Origin of the sequence: Burkholderia sp. AU30280, from assembly GCF_020420125.1 — a bacterium.
GTDB lineage: Bacteria > Pseudomonadota > Gammaproteobacteria > Burkholderiales > Burkholderiaceae > Burkholderia.
On record NZ_JAIZRY010000025.1, the window covers coordinates 20,716 to 39,496 of the forward strand.

General features: G+C 62.6%; 19 protein-coding genes, 2 pseudogenes and 1 other annotated feature. Of the genes and pseudogenes, 1 reads left to right on the top strand and 20 read right to left on the bottom strand.

Features of this window, described 5'->3' with window-relative positions:
• Window positions 1–2: 2 nt before the first annotated feature.
• Window positions 3–341 carry a hypothetical protein gene (locus tag LGN17_RS35350; protein ID WP_226201418.1) on the bottom strand — a complete coding sequence of 113 codons (339 nt, stop codon included), beginning with the start codon at window positions 339–341 and terminating at the stop codon, window positions 3–5.
• Between the two features lie 623 nt (window positions 342–964).
• On the opposite strand from LGN17_RS35350, the gene LGN17_RS35355 reads away from it, so the two are divergent.
• On the top strand, window positions 965–1,675 hold the full coding sequence (locus LGN17_RS35355) for a response regulator (RefSeq protein WP_226201434.1): 711 nt from the start codon (window positions 965–967) through the stop codon (window positions 1,673–1,675).
• Window positions 1,676–1,737: 62 nt separating this feature from the next.
• Here LGN17_RS35355 and LGN17_RS35360 read toward each other — a convergent pair whose 3' ends face one another.
• The 19 genes and pseudogenes from LGN17_RS35360 to LGN17_RS35450 all read right to left on the bottom strand — a co-directional run.
• Window positions 1,738–2,916: a YncE family protein gene (locus LGN17_RS35360; protein ID WP_226201419.1), complete on the bottom strand. Its 1,179-nt coding sequence runs from the start codon at window positions 2,914–2,916 to the stop codon at window positions 1,738–1,740.
• Window positions 2,917–2,977: 61 nt separating this feature from the next.
• Complete coding sequence (locus LGN17_RS35365) at window positions 2,978–3,790, bottom strand: creatininase family protein (protein ID WP_175970524.1); 813 nt, start codon at window positions 3,788–3,790, stop codon at window positions 2,978–2,980.
• Window positions 3,791–4,020: 230 nt separating this feature from the next.
• Window positions 4,021–4,419 (bottom strand): RidA family protein, encoded by a 399-nt coding sequence (locus LGN17_RS35370; RefSeq protein WP_226201420.1) that lies wholly within the window; start codon window positions 4,417–4,419, stop codon window positions 4,021–4,023.
• A 91-nt stretch (window positions 4,420–4,510) separates the two neighbouring features.
• A complete protein-coding gene (gene benD / locus LGN17_RS35375; protein ID WP_226201421.1) occupies window positions 4,511–5,281 on the bottom strand; it encodes a benzoate diol dehydrogenase BenD in 771 nt (256 codons plus the stop codon).
• A 2-nt stretch (window positions 5,282–5,283) separates the two neighbouring features.
• Entirely contained in the window at window positions 5,284–6,306 is a 1,023-nt protein-coding gene (gene benC / locus LGN17_RS35380) for a benzoate 1,2-dioxygenase electron transfer component BenC (RefSeq protein ID WP_226201422.1), read from the bottom strand.
• A gap of 40 nt (window positions 6,307–6,346) precedes the next feature.
• Entirely contained in the window at window positions 6,347–6,835 is a 489-nt protein-coding gene (gene benB / locus LGN17_RS35385; protein WP_226201423.1) for a benzoate 1,2-dioxygenase small subunit, read from the bottom strand.
• Entirely contained in the window at window positions 6,832–8,190 is a 1,359-nt protein-coding gene (locus tag LGN17_RS35390; RefSeq protein ID WP_226201424.1) for a Rieske 2Fe-2S domain-containing protein, read from the bottom strand. Before LGN17_RS35390 ends, benB begins: the two co-directional genes overlap by 4 nt.
• Before the next feature lie 113 nt (window positions 8,191–8,303).
• Complete coding sequence (gene catA / locus LGN17_RS35395; RefSeq protein ID WP_226201425.1) at window positions 8,304–9,248, bottom strand: catechol 1,2-dioxygenase; 945 nt, start codon at window positions 9,246–9,248, stop codon at window positions 8,304–8,306.
• A gap of 56 nt (window positions 9,249–9,304) precedes the next feature.
• Complete coding sequence (locus tag LGN17_RS35400; RefSeq protein ID WP_226201426.1) at window positions 9,305–10,441, bottom strand: muconate/chloromuconate family cycloisomerase; 1,137 nt, start codon at window positions 10,439–10,441, stop codon at window positions 9,305–9,307.
• Window positions 10,442–10,933: 492 nt separating this feature from the next.
• A complete protein-coding gene (locus LGN17_RS35405) occupies window positions 10,934–11,071 on the bottom strand; it encodes a hypothetical protein (protein ID WP_413227068.1) in 138 nt (45 codons plus the stop codon).
• An 82-nt stretch (window positions 11,072–11,153) separates the two neighbouring features.
• Entirely contained in the window at window positions 11,154–11,534 is a 381-nt protein-coding gene (locus tag LGN17_RS35410; RefSeq protein ID WP_226201427.1) for a DUF2750 domain-containing protein, read from the bottom strand.
• Window positions 11,534–11,722, bottom strand: a complete 189-nt coding sequence (locus tag LGN17_RS36940) for a polymorphic toxin type 8 domain-containing protein (protein WP_413227069.1) — start codon at window positions 11,720–11,722, stop codon at window positions 11,534–11,536. Before LGN17_RS36940 ends, LGN17_RS35410 begins: the two co-directional genes overlap by 1 nt.
• A gap of 48 nt (window positions 11,723–11,770) precedes the next feature.
• Window positions 11,771–13,007, bottom strand: a pseudogene (locus LGN17_RS35420) (IS3 family transposase).
• Window positions 12,611–12,726: a sequence feature (AL1L pseudoknot), on the bottom strand. It overlaps the preceding pseudogene by 116 nt.
• 570 nt (window positions 13,008–13,577) lie before the next feature.
• On the bottom strand, window positions 13,578–13,973 hold the full coding sequence (locus tag LGN17_RS35425) for a hypothetical protein (protein ID WP_226201428.1): 396 nt from the start codon (window positions 13,971–13,973) through the stop codon (window positions 13,578–13,580).
• Between the two features lie 332 nt (window positions 13,974–14,305).
• Window positions 14,306–14,449, bottom strand: a pseudogene (locus tag LGN17_RS36945) (RHS repeat-associated core domain-containing protein); the annotation flags it as partial.
• 39 nt (window positions 14,450–14,488) lie between these two features.
• Window positions 14,489–14,737, bottom strand: a complete 249-nt coding sequence (locus LGN17_RS35435; RefSeq protein ID WP_226201430.1) for a hypothetical protein — start codon at window positions 14,735–14,737, stop codon at window positions 14,489–14,491.
• Window positions 14,734–16,113, bottom strand: a complete 1,380-nt coding sequence (locus LGN17_RS35440) for a colicin E3/pyocin S6 family cytotoxin (protein WP_226201431.1) — start codon at window positions 16,111–16,113, stop codon at window positions 14,734–14,736. Before LGN17_RS35440 ends, LGN17_RS35435 begins: the two co-directional genes overlap by 4 nt.
• Before the next feature lie 82 nt (window positions 16,114–16,195).
• Window positions 16,196–16,624 carry an SMI1/KNR4 family protein gene (locus tag LGN17_RS35445; protein ID WP_226201432.1) on the bottom strand — a complete coding sequence of 143 codons (429 nt, stop codon included), beginning with the start codon at window positions 16,622–16,624 and terminating at the stop codon, window positions 16,196–16,198.
• 10 nt (window positions 16,625–16,634) lie between these two features.
• On the bottom strand, window positions 16,635–18,781 hold a 2,147-nt coding region (locus tag LGN17_RS35450; RefSeq protein WP_226201433.1), incomplete at its 5' end, for an RHS repeat-associated core domain-containing protein.

Genomic DNA, 18,781 nt, shown 5'->3' on the forward strand with positions numbered 1-18,781 from the left:
CGTCACGAAGGGAGTCGGGAGGCCATGGCATCCGCCCCGGGCGACAGCGGCTGCGCCGTCAACGCCTGCGTCGCCAGCCGGACTTCTTGCAGCGCCTTCCGGCCCTCGGTGACGAGGGCTTCCAGCGTTTCCCGTGCAGCAATGGAGATCCGGATATCGATCTCCCGCATTCTCCCGATCGCCGCGTGAACCTCGTCGGGTTGATCGGGCGCAAGCGTCATCAGGAACATCGAACGTGTGTCGGCGGCCCGGACGGCCTCGTTCCAGTCGGCGCGGGCGACCGCGACTTCGATCGCGTTCGTCAGTGAATCGAGACTCCGGATGATTTGAAGCGGCGTCATTTCGCATTCCTATCAGAACATCGTGGTGGCCGTACGTTTGCCCGCCGAAGGCCAGACAGACGCCGACGCCGATCCGCCCGGGTCGAGCACCGGCTGCGGCTCGCCGAAGGCATGCAATCAACGGAGCCACGACACGCTATCGATCATCGCCTTCGCACTTGCATGCTCTTTGGCGACCAACCGGAAGCGGGTGGGTCATGCTCGCCACTGAATTGCCACGATTGTAAGGAGCCGCATCGCACCCGGTTCGTAATATTTTGTAATGATATGTCGAGCAATCTTTACCGGGATTCGATCCGGGCGTGCGCATTTCGTACGCGCGGCCATGTTTCGCAAACGTTTTCTTGCGAATGACACCTCGTCCGGCGTCCATGCCGGCGGCGCGCCGGACGTTACGCCGCCCCCTTTCGTCACGACATCGTCCCGTTCGGCGACGACACGATTCCACACATTCGTCCGTTCACAGCGGCGATGATTGGCGCGCAAAGGCGTGGCCGAACGATTCAGATTTCGCCACATTCCGCCGGAATGTTACGCAGTATCATGCGCCTCTCTTCGGCTCCCCCCTGTTCGGAATGGGCCTGAGCGCTCGCCACTTTCCCGTTTCACCCCTTCATTTAGCGATGCCCATCCGAATCCTGCTCGTCGAAGACGACGTTCACCTGTCCGCGCTGATCGCAGACTATCTGCGCATGCATCAGTACGAGGTGGACACACTGTTCGACGGCACCGACGCCGTATCGATCATCGTCTCGCGTCGCCCCGACGTGGTGCTTCTCGACATCAACCTGCCGGGCAAGGACGGCTTCGAGATTTGCCGCGAGGCACGCATGCGGTATGACGGCATCGTCATCATGATCACGGCTCGCGACGATCAGTTCGACGAGTTGCTCGGCCTGGAATTCGGCGCGGACGACTTTCTCCACAAGCCGGTCGAGCCGCGCATTCTGCTCGCGCGGATCAAGGCTCATCTGAGACGGATACGCATGCGCCCGGACGACGTCGCGCCGGCGTCGCCTCATCGATTCGAGTTCGGCAAGTTTTCGATCGACCGGGCGGATCGCAAGGTTCGCCTTCCGGACGGGAGCGCGCCTCGCCTGACCTCGACCGAATTCGACCTGCTGTGGGCCCTCGTCTGCCGTGCCGGTGAAGTGGTCAGCCGGGAAGAGCTGACGCAGCTGCTACGCGGCATCGAGTTCGACGGCTTCGACCGCTCGATCGACGGCCGCATCTCGAAGCTGCGCCGCAAGCTGCGCGATGACCTGACGGAACCGAAGCGAATCAAGACGATCCGCTGCAAGGGCTATCAGTTCAGCAAGCACGCGTGGGAGTGACGAGGGCAGTCACGTGCCCTTCGCCTGCTCGCCGGGCCGGTACGCGCCGACCGGCCGCCGCCCTACCGCATGTTCCCCGTATGACCCAGCGAATAACGCCCCGGCTGCGGCCACACCGTCAGGCCGTGCGGCTCCATGCCGACGGGAATCGACCGGACCGCGCCGCTCGTGGTGTCGATCGCATAGACGACATCATCGAAGCGGCCCGACAGCCACAGCGTCTTGCCGTCCGCGCTGACGTTGCCCATGTCGGGGCTGCCGCCACCGGGAATCGGCCAGGTTGCGACCACCTTGCGGGTCGCGAAATCGAGCACCGATACGCTGCCCTTGCCGTGCCGCGGCCCGTGGACGCGATTGGAGCCGCGATTCGCGATATAGAGCTTCGTGCCGTCGCGGCTCGGATACAGCCCGTGCGTTCCGACGCCGGTCGGGACGAAACCGATCTTCGTGAAGCGGTCGCCATCGACGACGTAGACACCGTCCGCCATCATGTCGGCGACATAGAACACCTTGCCATCCGGCGACACGCGGATGTCCTGCGGCATCCCTTTCCGGTCGAGTTCAAGGTAGCCGACCACCTTGCGATTCACCAGGTCGATCTTCGCGAGCTTGCCGCCGAACTCGCACGTGAAGAGCGCATACCGGCCGTCGATCGAAAAGTCGGCGTGGTTGATGCCCTTGCATTGCGGCACATCGAGGCTCGACTTCAGCGCCATCGTCTTCGGGTCGCGGAAGTCGAGCCGCGCATGCGCCTCGGCCACCACGATCGCCTCCTTGCCGTCGGGCATGAAATACATGTTGTACGGATCGTCGACACTCACCTCCTGGCCCGGCTTGCCCGTCTTCGGATCGATCGGCGTCAGGCTGCCGTCGGTTCGCCCTTCCGCATTGTTCGCAACCCACAGCGTCTGCAGGTCCCATGCCGGCACGACGTGCTGCGGACTGCGGCCGACCGCGAACCGGTCGACGACCTTGTACGTGGCCGGGTCGATCACGTAGACGTCGTTCGATCTCAGGTTCGGCACATAGATGCGCGGCAACGCGCCCGCTACCGCCGCGCTCATGCGGCCGGCCTGCGCCTCGCTGTACAGGTTGTCAGGGTGGATGACGGGCGGCATGCCGGGTACGGCCGCGATGGCCGACGCCGCCATCGCACCGTGGGCACCGAAGCCGGCCAGCGCTGCCACGATGACGATCGCGGAACGGGAGAAGCGGATATGACGACGAAAGCACGGCTGCATGACGATGTCCCTGTCCGATTGAATGGAACGACGACAAAGGTAGCGCGACGGCGCGGCTGCTTCAGCGGCCGGCGATTTCCTTTCTGATCGCATCGACGGTGCGCGACACGATGGCGTCGGTGCCGAGCCGGCCGAGTTCGACGCTCGCATGACGCGGATCGCCGCCGTAGACGCCGTCGACGGCGCCGGGCTTCGCGGCGTTGCGCAGCTTGTCGACCCTGACCATGCGCGGTGCGACCGCCAGCAGCAATGACGTGTCGGCCAGCCCCGCATGCGTGCCGATATCCGTGGCCGGCACGCCGTGCTCGCGCAGGATCTGGTCATAGCCGTCGGAACTGGTGCCGTAGTACTCGGCCGGCACGAACGCACGCGCGCCCGTGCCGGCCCACGACTTGTTGAGCCGTGCTACTGCCTGCCTGATGTCATTCTGGTAGCCGCCGTGGTCGCCGAGAAACACGATGTTCGTGAAGCCATGGACGCGGAAACTGTTGGCCGCGGATTCGAGGGTCTTTTCGAAGACATCGTCAGGCACGGTAATCGTGCCCGGGAAGCGCATGTGCGACGTCGGCGGCGCATAGCCGCCCTCGGGCACATAGGCGATGACCGGCGCGACGATCGCGTTGCCGAGGCCTTCCGCGATCCGCTCGGACAGCACCCTGACCCGCGCGTTGTGCTTGCCGAGCGCGACGTACGGGCCGCTTTGCTCGGTCCCGCCGATCGGAATCAGGACGGTGGTCCTGCCGGCCCGGATGCTGTCGCGCAGCTCGGTCCAGGTCATGTCCTCGAGTTGCACCGTTCCCGGCGCCTGAGCGAGCGCGGCTTGCGCGACGGTGAAAGCGAGGGCGGCGAAGATGGCGCGGGGCAGGCATTTCATCGCGGATTCTCGACGGAAGGAAAGAAACGACGCGGCGTTCCCTCGCACCATAAACGAACTCGCCCGACTTGTCGCTGACGCCGCGCAACGATTCACGACGGCGCTCGCGCGCAAGCAATTCGTCAGGATTCCGTCTAGCGTCGCGAAGCCTCTCGCGCCGTGCCGGCACACGACGAGCCGATTCGATGCACGGGCTGCGGCGCCTCGCGCCAACCTCCCGTCGACACACATCACGCCGGCAACACGGCCACCGCCTTGATCTCGACGATATAGCCAGGCGCGCCGCCCAGCATGTGCGCACCGACGGCCGTCCACGCCGGCCTCGGGTGCGCATCGAGGTAGCGGTCGCGCACCTGCATGAACAACGGCAGGTCGCGCATGTCGGTATGGAAGGTCGTCAGGTCGACCACGTCGTCGAACGATGCGCCGGCGGCTTCCAGCACGTGCTTCAAATTTTCGAACGCCTGCACGATCTGCGCTTCACGGCCTTCGACGAGCTGCATCGCCGCATCGCGGCCGATCTGCCCGGATACGTACAGCGTATCGCCGACTTTCAGGCCCGGTGCGTAGCCGATTTTCTCGTACACCGCTTCCATTCCCGCCGGAACGATGGCTTGGCGATCACGCATGGAGGTCTCCGTGGCCGGCGTCTTCGCGCCGGCCGGTGGGTTGTCGATGAACACAGGTTGAACACGTGCAAGCGGCGTCACGACACGTCGCTCAACCCGTATCGCCGCCCGCGACCGGCAGCACCGTGCCGGTGATGTAGCTCGCCTCGTCGGACGCGAGGAACAGGATCGGTGCGATCTGCTCGTCGAGGCTGCCGTAGCGCTTGAAAAACGTCGATTCCGTCACCTGGCGAACGGCCTCGCCCATCCATGCCTGTTCCTGTTCGCTGTCGCCGGCCGCGTTGCGCGGCACGCGGCGCGGCGGCGCGCTGGTGCCGCCCGGCGCGGTGGCCACGACCCGGATGTTGTGCGCCGCGTATTCCATCGCGAGCGCCGCCGTCAGCGCATTGACGCCCCCCTTCGCCGCCGAGTACGGCACGCGGCGGATGCCGCGCGTCGCGTTCGACGAGATGTTGACGATCGTGCCGCCGCCGCGCGCGAGCAGGTGCGGCAGCACCGCGTGGCACGTATAGAGCGTCGGCATCAGCGAACGGCGGATTTCCGCATCGATCTGCGCGGGCTCGAATTCGGCGAACGGGCGCATGCGAATCGCGCCGCCGACGCCGTTGATCAGGACGTCGATGCCGCCGAACGTCTGCACGGCGTGCGCGATCGCCGCATGCGCGCCGTCATACGTTTCGAGATCGGCGACGAAGCCGGCCGTCTCGCCACCGATCGCTTCGGCCGCGACCTCGGCGACGAAATCCGCGCGATCGACGAACAGCACCCTGCCGCCTTCGGCCGCCGCGCGCAGCGCGACGCCGCGGCCGATGCCCTGCGCGGCGCCCGTGACGACGATGACCTTGCCAGAGAATCGTTGCATGATCACGCCGCCTTTGCCGTGACGTTGGGGGTGAACTTCTCGTAGTGGAAGCTGTGCGGCTTCACGCCTTCGTCGTCGAAGTACTTGCGCACCGCGTCGACCATCGGCGGCGGCCCGCACAGATACACGTCGACGTCGCCGTCGTTCAGCGCATCGGCCGGGATGTGCTGCGTGACCCAGCCCTTGCGCGCATGGCTCGATGCCGGATCCGCGACGACCGTCGCGAAGCTGAAGTTCGGCAACTTCGCCGCGTAGGCTTCGATCGCTTCGACCAGCACCAGGTCGAGATCGCGCGTCACGCCGTAGATCAGGTGCACCTTCTGCCGCGACCCGGTGCGCGCCAGCACCTCGAGCATCGACAGGAATGGCGCAAGCCCGGTGCCGCCCGCGAGGAACAGCAGCGGCCGCTGCACGTCGCGCAGGTAGAAGCTGCCGAGCGGCCCGTGCAGTTCCAGCTTGTCGCCGGGCTGCGCCGATTCGAGCCACGTGCTCATCACGCCGCCGGGGATCTTCTTGATCAGGAAGCTGACCTTCGCGTCGGCCGGCGCCGACGAAAACGAGTAGGACCGGTGCTGCCCGCTCGCGGGCACGACGATGTTCACGTACTGGCCCGGCAGGAAGACCGGTGCGGCCGCGCCGACGTCGAGTTCGAGCACGACGGCTGCGTCGTTGTGCTGCTCGACCTTCGTCACCGTCGCGGCAAAGCCGCTCTGCCCTGTCTTGCATGCGACCGACGACGTCGGCACCGCGATCACGCAATCGCCCTGCGGCACCATCTGGCAAGTCAGCACGAGGCCGCTGTCCCTTTCGTCTTCGGTGAGCGCATCGTCGATGTAGTCGTCGCCGAGATCGTAGCGGCCGCTTTCGGCGCGGCACTTGCAGGTGCCGCACACGCCGTCGGAGCAATCCATCGGCAGGTTGATCTTCGCGCGGAAGGCCGCGTCGAGCACCTTCTCGCCGGCCTTGCAGTCGATGAAGCGGGTTACCCCGTCCTCGAAGTTCAGTGCAATCTTGTAGCTGGACATGGCGTCACCTTCCCTTCCTTTCATGACAAAGCAACGGGTGTCAGACGTGATAGACGTCGAGCACCTGCCGGATGTAGTCGTTCTTCAGCACGATCTTCTTGTACGAGATCAGCAGTTCGTCGCCCGCACGGCGCAACGTGACGAACATCGTGCCGAAGAAGTGATCGGTCACGCGGTAGCGGTGGTTCAGCGTGTGAAAGTTGTAGCGCACGTCCACCTCGTCGTCGCGTTCGGCCAGCACCTCGACGTTCGTCACGTTGTGGCTGGTACGCGGCTCGGGCGTCGATGCGCCGCTGCGCTCGGTCTTGATCCGGAACACGCGATCCTCGAGGCCGCCGCGGTCCGGGTAGTACATCAGCGAGATCTGGCTCTGGTGATCCTCGGTCAGCCGATCGTCGTCGTCCCACGCGGGCATCCAGTACGTGACGTCTTCCGTGTAGCAGGTGAGCCACTCGTCCCACTGGCGATCGTCGAGCAGGCGCGCTTCGCGATACAGCGCGGCGCAAATGGTCCGGTAATCGAAGCTCATGCCGCCACCTCCCCGCGTTCCTTCTTCAGCGCATCGCGCATCACGTTCACCCAGTGCTCGTGCTGGCACACGAACAGCCCTTCGTCCTCGCTGCGCTCGCCGGAAATGCGCGGGTTCAGCCCCATCTTCCTCGCGTTCTCGTCCGGCCCGTGGACCCACAGCGGCGCGCCGCGCGACAGGTCGTTCCACATCGCCGTGATGCCCGCGTAGCCGGCCTGGCACGCGCGGAATTCCTCGAGGTCGTCGGCGGTACCCATGCCGGTCACGTTGAAGAAATCCTCGTACTGGCGAATGCGCGTCGTGCGGTCGGCCTCGCTCTCGCCCTTCGGCGCGAAGCAGAAGATCGTGACTTCGGTCTTGTCGACGCCGAGCGGCCGCACCACGCGGATCTGCGTGCTGAACTGGTCCATCAGGAACACGTTCGGGTACACGCACAGGTTGCGGGTCTGGTTGACGATGAAGTCGGCCTGCACGTCGCCGACGCGTGCCTTGATCTCTTCACGGTGCCGATACACCGGCCGCACTTCCGGGTTCATCGTCTGCGTCCACAGCAGGATGTGGCCATTGTCGAAGCCGTACACGCCCGCGACCGACTTGCTCCAGCTGTTCGCATCGACGGCCTTGGTGCCGTCCTCCTTGCGGCGGCCCATCGTCGCCGCGTAGTTCCAGTGCACGGTGCTGACGTGGTAGCCGTCGCAGCCGTTCTCCATCTGCATCTTCCAGTTGCCTTCGTAGATGTAGGACGAGTTGCCGCGCAGCACTTCGAGCCCGTTCGGCGCCTGGTCGACGATCTGGTCGATGATCACGCGCGCTTCGCCGAGGTAGTCCTCGAGCGGCAGCACGTCGGCGCTGAGGCTGCCGAACAGGAAGCCGCGATAGTTCGCGAAGCGCGCGACCTTCTTCAGGTCGTGCGAGCCGTGCGTGTTGAACTGCACCGGATATTCGGTCGTCTTCTCGTCCTTCACCTTCAGCAGCTTGCCGGTGTTCGAGAAGGTCCAGCCGTGGAACGGGCACGTGAAGCTGCCCTTGTTGCCGTGCTTGCGGCGGCACAGCATCGCGCCCTTGTGCGCGCAGGCATTGATCACCGCGTGCAGCTCGCCGGTCTTGTCGCGCGTGATCACGATCGGCTGGCGGCCGATCCACGTCGTGTAGTAATCGTTGTTGTCCGGGATCTGGCTTTCGTGCGCCAGGTACGCCCAGTTGCCCTCGAAGATGTGCTTCATCTCGAGTTCGTACAGCTCGGCGTTGGTGAAGATGTCGCGGCGGCAGCGGAATACGCCGGCTTCCTTGTCGTCCTGCACGGCGGTGGCGAGCAGGTGATCCAGGTCGGTGGGCTGGTCGATCGTGGCGGACATGTTGGCTCCTCCCATGCGCGTGCCGCGTCCTGCAAGCACGCTCGCATCGGTAATCGGTTGAATCTCGGGGAACCCGGCCGGCGGCGGCGCACTCGCACTGCGCCGGCGGGCGGTTACGCCGTCGCGGCTGCGCGCGGGCGGTGGACGATCTGGTTGTCCTTGCCCTGCACCAGCGGCGTCAGCACGAAGTTGAACTCGATGTCCTGGTACGCGTCGGCCTTCAGGCCGAGCGCCGTGCCGCCGGTCTTGTCGACCACGGGCGGGATCAGCTCCTCGCGCGTCGCGTACGCGAAGTCATCCCAGATCAGCGGATCGCCGGCGATGTTGAACTGCGTCGTCAGCTTGCGGTGGTCGCGGCTGTCGACGAAGAAGTGCACGTGCGCCGGGCGGTTGCCGTGGCGGCCGAGGCCGTCCAGCAACTGCTGCGTCGCGCCTTGCGGCGGGCAGCCGTAGCCGACCGGCATCAGCGTGCGGAATTCGTACTTGCCGTCGGCCCCCGTCTTCACCGCACCACGCAGGTTGAAATCGCTCTGCTTGCCGGTCGGGTCGAAGTGCGAATAGAAGCCGTGCGAGTTCGCGTGCCAGCATTCGACCACCGCGCCCGCGATCGGCTTGCCGTCGAGGCCCGTCACCGTGCCGTGGATCACGAGCGGGCCTGCGCCGTCGTCCGCGTCGAGGTCGATCTTCGACACGCCGTCGCGCACCGGTGCGCCCGCGACATACAGCGGCCCTTCGATCGTGCGCGGCGTGCCGCCGTCGAGGCCGGCCGCCTTGTCCGCGGCGTCCATCCGGATGTCGAGATACTTCTCGAGGCCGAGGCCGGCCGCGAGCAGCGCTGCCTCGCCGTCTTGGCCGAGCTTGTTCAGGTAGTTCACGCCGGCCCACACTTCGTCGGGCGTGATGTCGAGATCGTCGATCGCCTTGAACAGGTCGCCGAGCAGCCGCAGCACGACCTGCTGCGTGCGCGCATTGCCGCCCTTCGTGCCGTTCGCGCCCGCGTTCGACGCGGCCTTCAGCAGATCCTGCACTTCCCGGGTATCGAAAACTTTGACGCTCATGATGGTGTCTCCACGTGTATTAGGGGGAACGACGGCCTTTGCCTGGCTCGGGTTATCTATCGCGCGACTTTCGTCAGCCCGTCGCGGGTGAAACGCCTGACCTTGTCCTCGTCGAGCTCGATGCCGAGGCCAGGGCCGTCCGGCACGGTCAGTTCGAAGTCGCTGTAATCGAGCGGCTGCGTCAGGATTTCTTCGGTGATCAGCAGCGGCCCGAACAGTTCGGTGCCCCACTGCAGGTTCGCGAAACTCGCGAACAGGTGTGCGGAGGCCACCGTGCCGAACGCGCCTTCGAGCATCGTGCCGCCGTACAGCTCGATGCCGGCCGCATCCGCGATCGCGGCGACACGCTGCGCGGCGAACAGGCCACCGCTCTGTTCGATCTTGATCGCGAACACGTCCGCGCCGTGATGCTTCGCGATGTCGAATGCGCTGTCGGGGCCCTGCAGGATTTCATCGGCCATCAGCGCGACCGGGAAGCGGCGCATCAGGCGCGCCAGCGCCGCGGCCGAGGCCACCGGCTGCTCGACCAGTTCGCAGCCGGCATCGGCCAGCGCCGGAATCGCACGCGCGGCTTGTGTTTCGCTCCAAGCCATGTTCACGTCGACGCGCACCGAGGCGCGATCGCCGACGGCCCTCTTGATCTCGGCTACGTGGCGGATATCCGTATCGGGCGCCTTCGCGCCGATCTTCAGCTTGAACACATCGTGGCGGCGCTGGTCGAGCATCCGCTCGGCTTCGGCGATGTCGGTGGCCGTGTCGCCCGATGCGAGCGTCCACGCAACCGGCAGGCGATCGCGGCGGCGGCCGCCGAGCAGCTCGCTCACCGGCACGCCGAGCCGCTTGCCGTGCGCGTCGAGCAGCGCGGTTTCGAGCGCGCTCTTCGCGAAGTGGTTGACCTTCGCGAGCTTGCCGAGGAACGTCATCAGCGTCTGGATGCGCGTCGCGTCCTTGCCGACGATTGCCGGCGCGAGATACGTGTCGATCGCCAGTTTCATCGCCTCGGGGCTTTCCGGGCCGTACGCCATGCCGGCGATCGTCGTGCCTTCGCCGAGCCCCGTCACGCCATCGCTGCAGAACACCTTCACGAGCATCAGCGTCTGGCCATGCATCGTGGCCACCGACAGCTTGTGCGGGCGGATCGTCGGCAGGTCGACGAGGCGGGTTTCGATGCGTTCGATGGTGACGGAGGACATGGGGCACGCCGTGGGGGTGAAGTTCTTGAGGCGATTTATACGTCTCGGCCGGATCGAGCGTCCAATACTTTTAGGCGGGCCTTTCAATACCTGACAGGTATTGAAATCATGGATTAATGCCGTCATTGAGGGATGTGCCATACCCTCAATGACAGACGGAATGGTCTGGAAGCCATGCTGGATCAGGGGGAAGCGGCCGCTCGGGACGCGAGGGGTGGGACGCAGGAACAGTGCCGGCCGTAGTGCCGGTCACGGTATGAAAGAGCGGCTTCGCCAGGCCGTATCAGGGTTTTCCTGATGGGTCGCAAAGGTTTCGGGGCGGTGGTCCAAATGGCAGCACTGCTACATCGGCTCGCGAGCGTTGCGATTGCGATGCAACAGGCCGTGACCACCGTTTGAAACCGCCGGGCGTTCCAACCAACTGTTCTTCGACTACACCACCAGCTCGAATTCTCCCGCCGGCAGCCTCGACCTCTTGGTCCCAAGCCGCGATCATTTCGTTGTGCGGGCCACAACCTCCGGTTTCCGGACTCCGCTTGGCGAGACCGAACGGGTCACCCACTCGATCGGATTAGGCGCGTACTGGAACGGATTCAGCCCGCCAGCCAACCCGATCCGGTCTTTCGACACGAACCGGCTCGATTGAGGATCGTAATACCGGTGCTGGTTAGAGTGCAGCCCGTCTCGTCACCGCGTGCTTAGGCAACTCATTTCATTCATTTTGAAGCTCCTGTTTAATCAATTCAAGAAGGTCCATTGGCGAAAGCAACCGTCCTTTGTCCTCTGGTCCTGGAAAAACAACACATACTCTCTCGTCCCTCTCCATTCCCGGTAGCCAGCGTGACAGGAACTCTCCTAGAGAAATAGTTTTTGGATGAAAGCTCTTCCATTCATGACTGGTACATAGTGCGGCGAAATCCTCTTCGGGCCAGAACGGAATCGCAGTAAGGCCATTCACGGTAGCGGTCGCCCATCCAGTATCAAATAAGCCCCACACAATTTCGGAGTCAGCGACCTTCCGAATGAAGTAATCACATCGCGACTGAGCGTCGAATCGCAGAACATTCTCAATCTTATTCGGATGAATTCTCATCAGCACCCTCCGACTTGATGCTGGGTCTTATAGAGATCAGCATTTTGTAATTCATAATGTCTATAACAATAGCCGTCTTTCGCTTCTGCCCCGCGTCCGTGCGCCAACTCCATGCCAGGAGTTCGAGACTCACGTGAGTTACCCGGCAATCTGATCGACGTACAATTTCTTGTGGCGATGTGCCTCAGTTCGTTTCGAACCCTGAACCGCTCCGGGAATCGTGGAGGACGGTTGGTTTAAGTTAATACAGACACGTCAGCGGCATTTCTGAGTTGCCTGTAGTAGTTTGCCTCAGCCTCGACGGGCGGGATATAGCCGAGCAGTTCCATCAGTCGATGATGGTTGTACCAGGCCACCCATTCCAGCGTCGCCAGTTCGAGGGATTCCCTCGTTTTCCATGGGGCACGCCGATGAATCAGTTCCGTCTTGTGTAGGCCGTTGATCGTTTCAGCCAGTGCGTTATCGTAGCTGTCGCCGCGACTGCCGACGGACGGCTCGATACCTGCTTCGGCCAAACGTTCGCTGTACCGAATGCTGACGTATTGGGCTCCTCTATCGGAGTGGTGTATCAAAGTCCCGTCCTCGCCCGGTTGCCTGGCGTACAGCGCCTGTTCAAGTGCATCCAGAACGAAGTCGGTGGTCATCGACGAGCTGACGCGCCAGCCAACGATACGGCGGGCAAATACGTCGATCACGAATGCCACGTACAGCCAGCCTTGCCAAGTCGAGACATACGTAAAATCCGACACCCAGAGCTGATTCGGTCGATCGGCCTTGAACTGCCGGTTGACCCGGTCCAGCGGGCGTGGCGCAATCGCATCGGGAATCGTTGTGCGAACTCGCTTGCCGCGAACTGCACCTCGAAAACCCTGCAGCTTCATCAACCGCCCGACCGTGCAGCGTGCGACCACGATACCTTCCCGGCTCATCTGCTTCCAGACCTTCGGTACGCCATAGACCTGCATGTTGGCCTGCCGGACACGCTTGATCTCCGGTTGCAGAATCTCATCACGTTTGGCGCGGGCGCAGCGTTTGGACGGATCTCGAAGCTGCGCAGCATGGCGTCGGTAGCCCGACGGGGCAATCCGCAAGACCTTGCAGATCGGCTCGACCCCGAAGTGTCGCGATGCTGATCAATGAAGGTCTTCAGGACTTGAAACGGCGGTCGAGCTCCGCCTGGGCGAAAAACGCGCTCGCCAGCTTGAGAATCTCGTTGGTCCGGCGCGGTTCCTTAACCTCGCGCTCTAGCGCCTTGATACGCTCACGCTCGGCCGTGTTCACGCCATCGCGCTCCCCACGGTCGACCTCGTCGCGTTTGACCCAATCCAGCAGCGTCTGCGGCGTACAGCAGATCATCGGTGCAATCGATTCGACTGCCGCCCACATCGACGGGTGTTCGCTACGCTGCTCGCGTACCAAGCGCACTGCGCGCTCTCGGACTTCCGGGGAAAACTTGCTTGGCTTCTTGTTCATTGCTCCATTCTCTCAAGAGTTGGAGCCTCCACCAAACCCGGGGCGGTTCATGGCAAGGATAGAATCTCATCCAGCTTCAACGACCTATCGTCGCCTTCCAGCGTTCCAAAAATCTTCACTTCACCAAGATCGGTCATAGATCGAAACCCTTTTCACGCAAATAATCTTTCTCTGCTCGCGTCAGTCCAGAGACGCCCCCACGCGATCCGTGGCTCTGCGTGCCATCCTTATTCACAACAACCTCTTGCTTTCTGGACTGGCATGGACAGTAAGCATGAACTTGTTGGTTCGTATTCTCCACATGTGGTGGATCAATTCTGACCAGACCGTTCCCGACAGTAACCCACTGACCAGATCGGGCCAAGCCCAACGGATCGACCCACCGGACTGGGTTCGGCGTGTACTGGTAAACTTTTTACCCCGACGCACCCACTCCGCGTATACGCCGCAACCCCCTGTCCATCAAGGCTTCCAGCCTGCTCGCACTTCACTGCACGGAATTTTTTCCCTGAAAGCGACTTTCCCGTACCACACGCTCAGAGACAGGGATAGTGCCCCTTCATTCAACGCCTATCGGCTCTCAAGGTTGTATTTGGCAACTCTAGAAACGTCTTCATCTTCATCTTGTACAAGTCTCCTGATGATAGAAATGGGAGCCTTTTTATTCGAGGCGATACCTTGCCGAACAACTGCGTCGAGATCCTTTGATAGAAGCTCAAATAATCCATCAGACAACTTTCTCTTCACGGCAACGGAACGACGAACATCAGGCTCAAATTTACAAAGCAACGTCAAGATCTCCAGTGGGACTGTCTTGTTATGAGCAACCCACTTTCTATATTCCGGAAATCTATCGATGACATCTTTCCACACTGAAACAGGAGCCTCTTCAGTCGCAGCGCGATCATATTCATCCTTGATCGAACTCGCTCGCAGAGCTACGAATTCCTCAGCAGAGTGAATCATTTCGAGTCCTTACACTTCAATGAGTCAAAGTCAATGCTCTTGCCCGTGTCGCTCTTGTGCTTATTCATGTAATCGCCATAGACGTCGGCGTCTGCCACCCATGCACCATTCTTGCCGTACACCTTCCAGGCACTGTTCCCATGCCCTGTTTGATCTTCAGACCACCACATGCCAGTGCCCGGATCTCGCACATACTTAGCGTAGCCCACGCCAGGCACGTTGCCTGAACATATCCTGTCAAAACGATTTACTTCCCACTTGCCTCTACATGGGCATTTAGCGTTCTGGTTCGCTTTTGAAGATGCTTGTTTTCTTCCAGCGCCTACAGGCGCTTTCGACAATCCGAACGGATCGACCCACTCGATTGGATTGGGCGCGTACTGATAGACGTTGATACCGCCAGCGAGCCCGATCGGGTCTTTCGATACGAACCGCCCCGAACTCGGGTCGTAATACCGATGCCGGTTATACAGCAAAGTCCGCTTTACGGGCCTTTACTGCCTCAACCCCTACACTCAACCATCGCAAGAAAGAAAATATTCAAATCGCTTTAAATCAAACTCCAATTTCACGAATGGTTCGAGTTGAAGTGCCTTATAAGCATCTATAGCATACTCATCGTACATTGGATCGTCAGCGCCATCCAAAAATATTTTCTGAAGCAACTGAAGATCAGGCATGCTTGAAAAAGCAATATCCATCACATGCGCATTACCATTCTTTTCAAAAACAGAAATATATCGATATACCTTTTCTTCACTCATGGCTCAATCGTCCTTGTTGGGTCAGCTCCCTTACCAGATATAGCTTCTTCCGTCTCGGGATCAAATGCGCCCATGTGCTTTCCTCGCTTGTTGTACATCTCAACTTCGCCATGCTGAGAGTCCCACTCGCAAATGCACCCGTTTGCCCGCTTCCAGCGCTTTCGCAACCCTCCACCACCTTGCACTGGCGTCTTCGGTTTTACGCGCACGGCATCCGGGAAGCCCGGCAAACTCGATGGCGCGGGAATGTACTTGCTCAATCCAAGTGGATCAATCCAATCGACTGGATTGGGCGCGTACTGATAGACGTTCAGCCCACCGGCGAGCCCGATCGGGTCTTTCGATACGAACCGTCCGCTACTCGGATCATAGTACCGATGCCGGTTATAGTGCAGCCCCGTCTCACGATCAAAGTACTGCCCGGCGAAGCGCAGCGGATTGGTGATCCCGGCCCTGCGCGCTGCATCGCTGATGACTTCCAGCGCGGCCCCCCAAGCCTTGTACCGCGCCGACCACGCTACCTCGCCAGCCTCGTCCGTCACCTCCTGCGGCGTGCCGATCTGATCGCAATGGTAGTACGCCAACGACGGGGCAGGCGCCTGTTCGTTCCCAGCCCGCTCCATCGGCACGCTCGCCCGCGCCAACGGCGTAAAGCTGCCCGGCTCGTACACGTAGTGCACGATCTCCCGACGCGCACCGACCGTCTCGTACGCCAACTGGTCGCCATCCCATCCGTACAGCGTCAGCCCGTAGCCGTGCTCCCGCGCCAACCGGGCCCGCTCCGCGTCACGCCAGCCGCTGCCCGCACTCGCTCGGGGCGCCACCTGCGCCTCGGTGTGCTTCGCGATCCGCCGCCCCAGTGCGTCGTAGACGTAGGTCGCCCGCATGTGTCGGTTGACGGCCACCGACATCCGCCCCAACGCGCTCCATTCGAACGCGGTCGACTCCCCGTTGTGGGTGCGGCGCGTCAGGTTGCCTCGCTCGTCATATTCGAAACGCGTGCCGGCGTATTGCTTCAGCAGGTTATCCAGCAACGGCGCCGAGCGCTTGCCGCCTTCGGCGCCGATTCCGTGCTGATCGCGCTCGCTCGCCTCCACGATATTGCTCGCCGGGTCGAACGCGAAGGTCTCCACGCCCAGCGCCGACTGCGCGCGCGTGAGCCGGCCGACCGGATCGTACGCATACTGGATCTCGCCGCGCCGCAGGTCGGCGATCTGGGTCAGTTGCCCCGCCTTGTCGTATTGGTAGCGGCGCTCCGTGACCTTGCCACCCGTGCCTTGCAGCGTCTGACGCGCGAGTCGCCCCGCCGCGTCGTATTGCGTCACCTGCTTCAGGCCGTTGCCGAGCTCGCGCGGTCTCCCGGTGCCCGTCGTCACCGAATTCCGAGCCGCATCGAGTATCACGTCCAGAAACAGCAGGGGCCGCTTACGCGGCCCCAAGATGCTTGAGCTTCTATCGTTATCCAGGGCGGCCGGGCACGGTTAAGAACGCTGCAAAGCTGTCCGCAATCGCCGATGCCCGCCCTGTCTCATGCGACCAAAGAACGACAACAGGCTCTCCGGTGTTGCCAAGCGTTCCGTAGTCGAAGCAGTAGTAATCGCCCGTTCCGAATTCGGCAAACGGTAGCAACCGAGAGAAGTCGATAGAGCTACCGGAAAAATTGTCTCGCCACTCCTGCCACTCTCCTTTGAAGCGACGAACTATCGACTCCCACGTCTTGCGGGGATCGCGTGCATCGAATACAGGAAACACGACCAGAGCGCCCAATGCTTTGCCGTTGTTGTCCAACAACCAATCTGAGAAGGACTTAGGCAAGGTTCGCGCCAATTCCGTCTCAGCTGCATGGATCGCATCTACTGTTGTGCCTATCACTCGCGCCTTAGCCATCATTTCTCACTTACGGTAAAGAGCCCGGCTTCGGGAGACTCAGCTTACCCGTTCCAGGTGAACCTGAGTTCGGCATCTTTGCTGACCAGCACCCGTTGCGCTTGCGCCAATAGCGATGCTGAATACCTCGATGGTCCGCCGCTAGCATCGGGTCTGCATGTGAATAATCGAAGCCAGAGTCGTTTTCGAATCGTGGCCGATGTGCAAGCTCATATCCCGGTGGGGCTTTGATATTGGCTTGCTGGCCAGCGTCTACGCGACGTGCTTGATTTTGGAGCCAACCACGCATTGAACTCGGCGTGTTCGGGTCATTCATGACATCTCGCCAGCGCGCGTCAGGATCGACATACGGCTCGCCGCAGCAGCAAAGCTTTGCCAAACCGAGCGGGTCAATCCACTGCACCGGGTTGGGCGCGTACTGATAGACGTTGATACCGCCAGCGAGCCCGATCGGGTCTTTCGATACGAACCGTCCGCTACTCGGATCATAGTACCGATGCCGGTTATAGTGCAGCCCCGTCTCACGATCAAAGTACTGCCCGGCGAAGCGCAGCGGATTGGTGATCCCGGCCCTGCGCGCTGCATCGCTGATGACTTCCAGCGCGGCCCCCCAAGCCTTGTACCGCGCCGACCACGCCACCTCGCCAGCCTCGTCCGTCACCTCCTGCGGCGTGCCGATCTGATCGCAATGGTAGTACGCCAACGACGGGGCAGGCGCCTGTTCGTTCCCGGCCCGCTCCATCGGCACGCTCGCCCGCGCCAACGGCGTAAAGCTGCCCGGCTCGTACACGTAGTGCACGATCTCCCGACGCGCACCGACCGTCTCGTACGCCAACTGGTCACCATCCCATCCGTACAGCGTCAGTCCGTAGCCGTGCTCCCGCGCCAACCGGGCCCGCTCCGCGTCACGCCAGCCGCTGCCCGCACTCGCTCGGGGCGCCACCTGCGCCTCAGTGTGCTTCGCGATTCGCCGCCCCAGTGCGTCGTAGACGTAGGTCGCTCGCATGTGTCGGTTGACGGCCACCGACATTCGCCCCAACGCACTCCATTCGAACGCGGTCGACTCCCCGTTGTGGGTGCGGCGCGTCAGGTTGCCTCGCTCGTCATATTCGAAACGCGTGCCGGCGTATTGCTTCAGCAGGTTATCCAGCAACGGCGCCGAGCGCTTGCCGCCTTCGGCGCCGATCCCGTGCTGATCGCGCTCGCTCGCCTCCACGATATTGCTCGCTGGGTCGAACGCGAAGGTCTCCACGCCCAGCGCCGACTGCGCGCGCGTGAGCCGGCCGACCGGATCGTACGCATACTGGATCTCGCCGCGCCGCAGATCGGCGATCTGGGTCAGCTGTCCCGCCTTGTCGTATTGGTAGCGGCGCTCCGTGACCTTGCCACCCGTGCCTTGCAGCGTCTGACGAGCGAGTCGCCCCGCCGCGTCGTACTGCGTCACCTGCTTCAGGCCGTTGCCGAGCTCGCGCACGGTCTCCCGGTGCCCGTCGTCACGCTCGAAGTTCGCAACCGATTTCCCGTCGAACAGCAGGCCGTGCACGTGGCCCGAGCCGTAGGTCAACCAGTCCAGCCGTCGGCCATCGGGCCGAATCGTGGCGATGCGGGTGCCGATTTCGTCATACTCGTGCCGCCAGACCTGCTCAAGACCGTAGTCGCCGGCCGGATCACGGGCGCCATTCTCATCGAACGACGTATTCACGTGCTCGCGCACCAGGTTGCCGACCGGATCGTAGAAGCGGCGCACCCGCGCGTCGTCATTGAGCGCCGTCGCCAGCCGGCCGAAGCCATCGTATTCGAACGACTCGCGCTCGACTTCCCCGGCCGTGGGCGGTGTCAGATAAACCGTGTTTCGCTCGCCGTAGCGGGCGGCCCAGCCGGACCGATGCGCAATCCGCCCCATCGCGTCGTAGTCGAACTGCTGCATGACGCCGCCTGCCAGGCGGTGGCCGATCCGGCCCGTGCGGGTATCGCGGTAGTACTGCGTCGATTTGCCGTCGAAATCGCGTTCGGTGGTCAAGCGGCCGAAAGTGTCGTAACTGAACGTGTATTCCCGCCCGTTCTCGTTGCGCAGCAGCGTGATCTGGCCTTGCCGGTCCCAGCCGTATTCCAGCGAGTCGCCGTTGGCCTGGATCCGCTTGGCCAGCAGGCCCGCGC

Coding starts and splice junctions, on each gene's coding strand:
- LGN17_RS35365 (WP_175970524.1), bottom strand. CDS start 3,790: ATGAAATGCCTGCCCCGCGCCATCTTCGCCGCCCTCGCTTTCACCGTC.
- benB (WP_226201423.1), bottom strand. CDS start 6,835: ATGAGCTTCGATTACCGGACCATTTGCGCCGCGCTGTATCGCGAAGCG.
- catA (WP_226201425.1), bottom strand. CDS start 9,248: ATGAGCGTCAAAGTTTTCGATACCCGGGAAGTGCAGGATCTGCTGAAG.
- benD (WP_226201421.1), bottom strand. CDS start 5,281: ATGCAACGATTCTCTGGCAAGGTCATCGTCGTCACGGGCGCCGCGCAG.
- LGN17_RS35435 (WP_226201430.1), bottom strand. CDS start 14,737: ATGAGTGAAGAAAAGGTATATCGATATATTTCTGTTTTTGAAAAGAAT.
- LGN17_RS35360 (WP_226201419.1), bottom strand. CDS start 2,916: ATGCAGCCGTGCTTTCGTCGTCATATCCGCTTCTCCCGTTCCGCGATC.
- LGN17_RS35355 (WP_226201434.1), top strand. CDS start 965: ATGCCCATCCGAATCCTGCTCGTCGAAGACGACGTTCACCTGTCCGCG.
- benC (WP_226201422.1), bottom strand. CDS start 6,306: ATGTCCAGCTACAAGATTGCACTGAACTTCGAGGACGGGGTAACCCGC.
- LGN17_RS35350 (WP_226201418.1), bottom strand. CDS start 341: ATGACGCCGCTTCAAATCATCCGGAGTCTCGATTCACTGACGAACGCG.
- LGN17_RS35370 (WP_226201420.1), bottom strand. CDS start 4,419: ATGCGTGATCGCCAAGCCATCGTTCCGGCGGGAATGGAAGCGGTGTAC.
- LGN17_RS35410 (WP_226201427.1), bottom strand. CDS start 11,534: ATGAGAATTCATCCGAATAAGATTGAGAATGTTCTGCGATTCGACGCT.
- LGN17_RS35400 (WP_226201426.1), bottom strand. CDS start 10,441: ATGTCCTCCGTCACCATCGAACGCATCGAAACCCGCCTCGTCGACCTG.
- LGN17_RS35390 (WP_226201424.1), bottom strand. CDS start 8,190: ATGTCCGCCACGATCGACCAGCCCACCGACCTGGATCACCTGCTCGCC.
- LGN17_RS35445 (WP_226201432.1), bottom strand. CDS start 16,624: ATGGCTAAGGCGCGAGTGATAGGCACAACAGTAGATGCGATCCATGCA.
- LGN17_RS35425 (WP_226201428.1), bottom strand. CDS start 13,973: ATGATTCACTCTGCTGAGGAATTCGTAGCTCTGCGAGCGAGTTCGATC.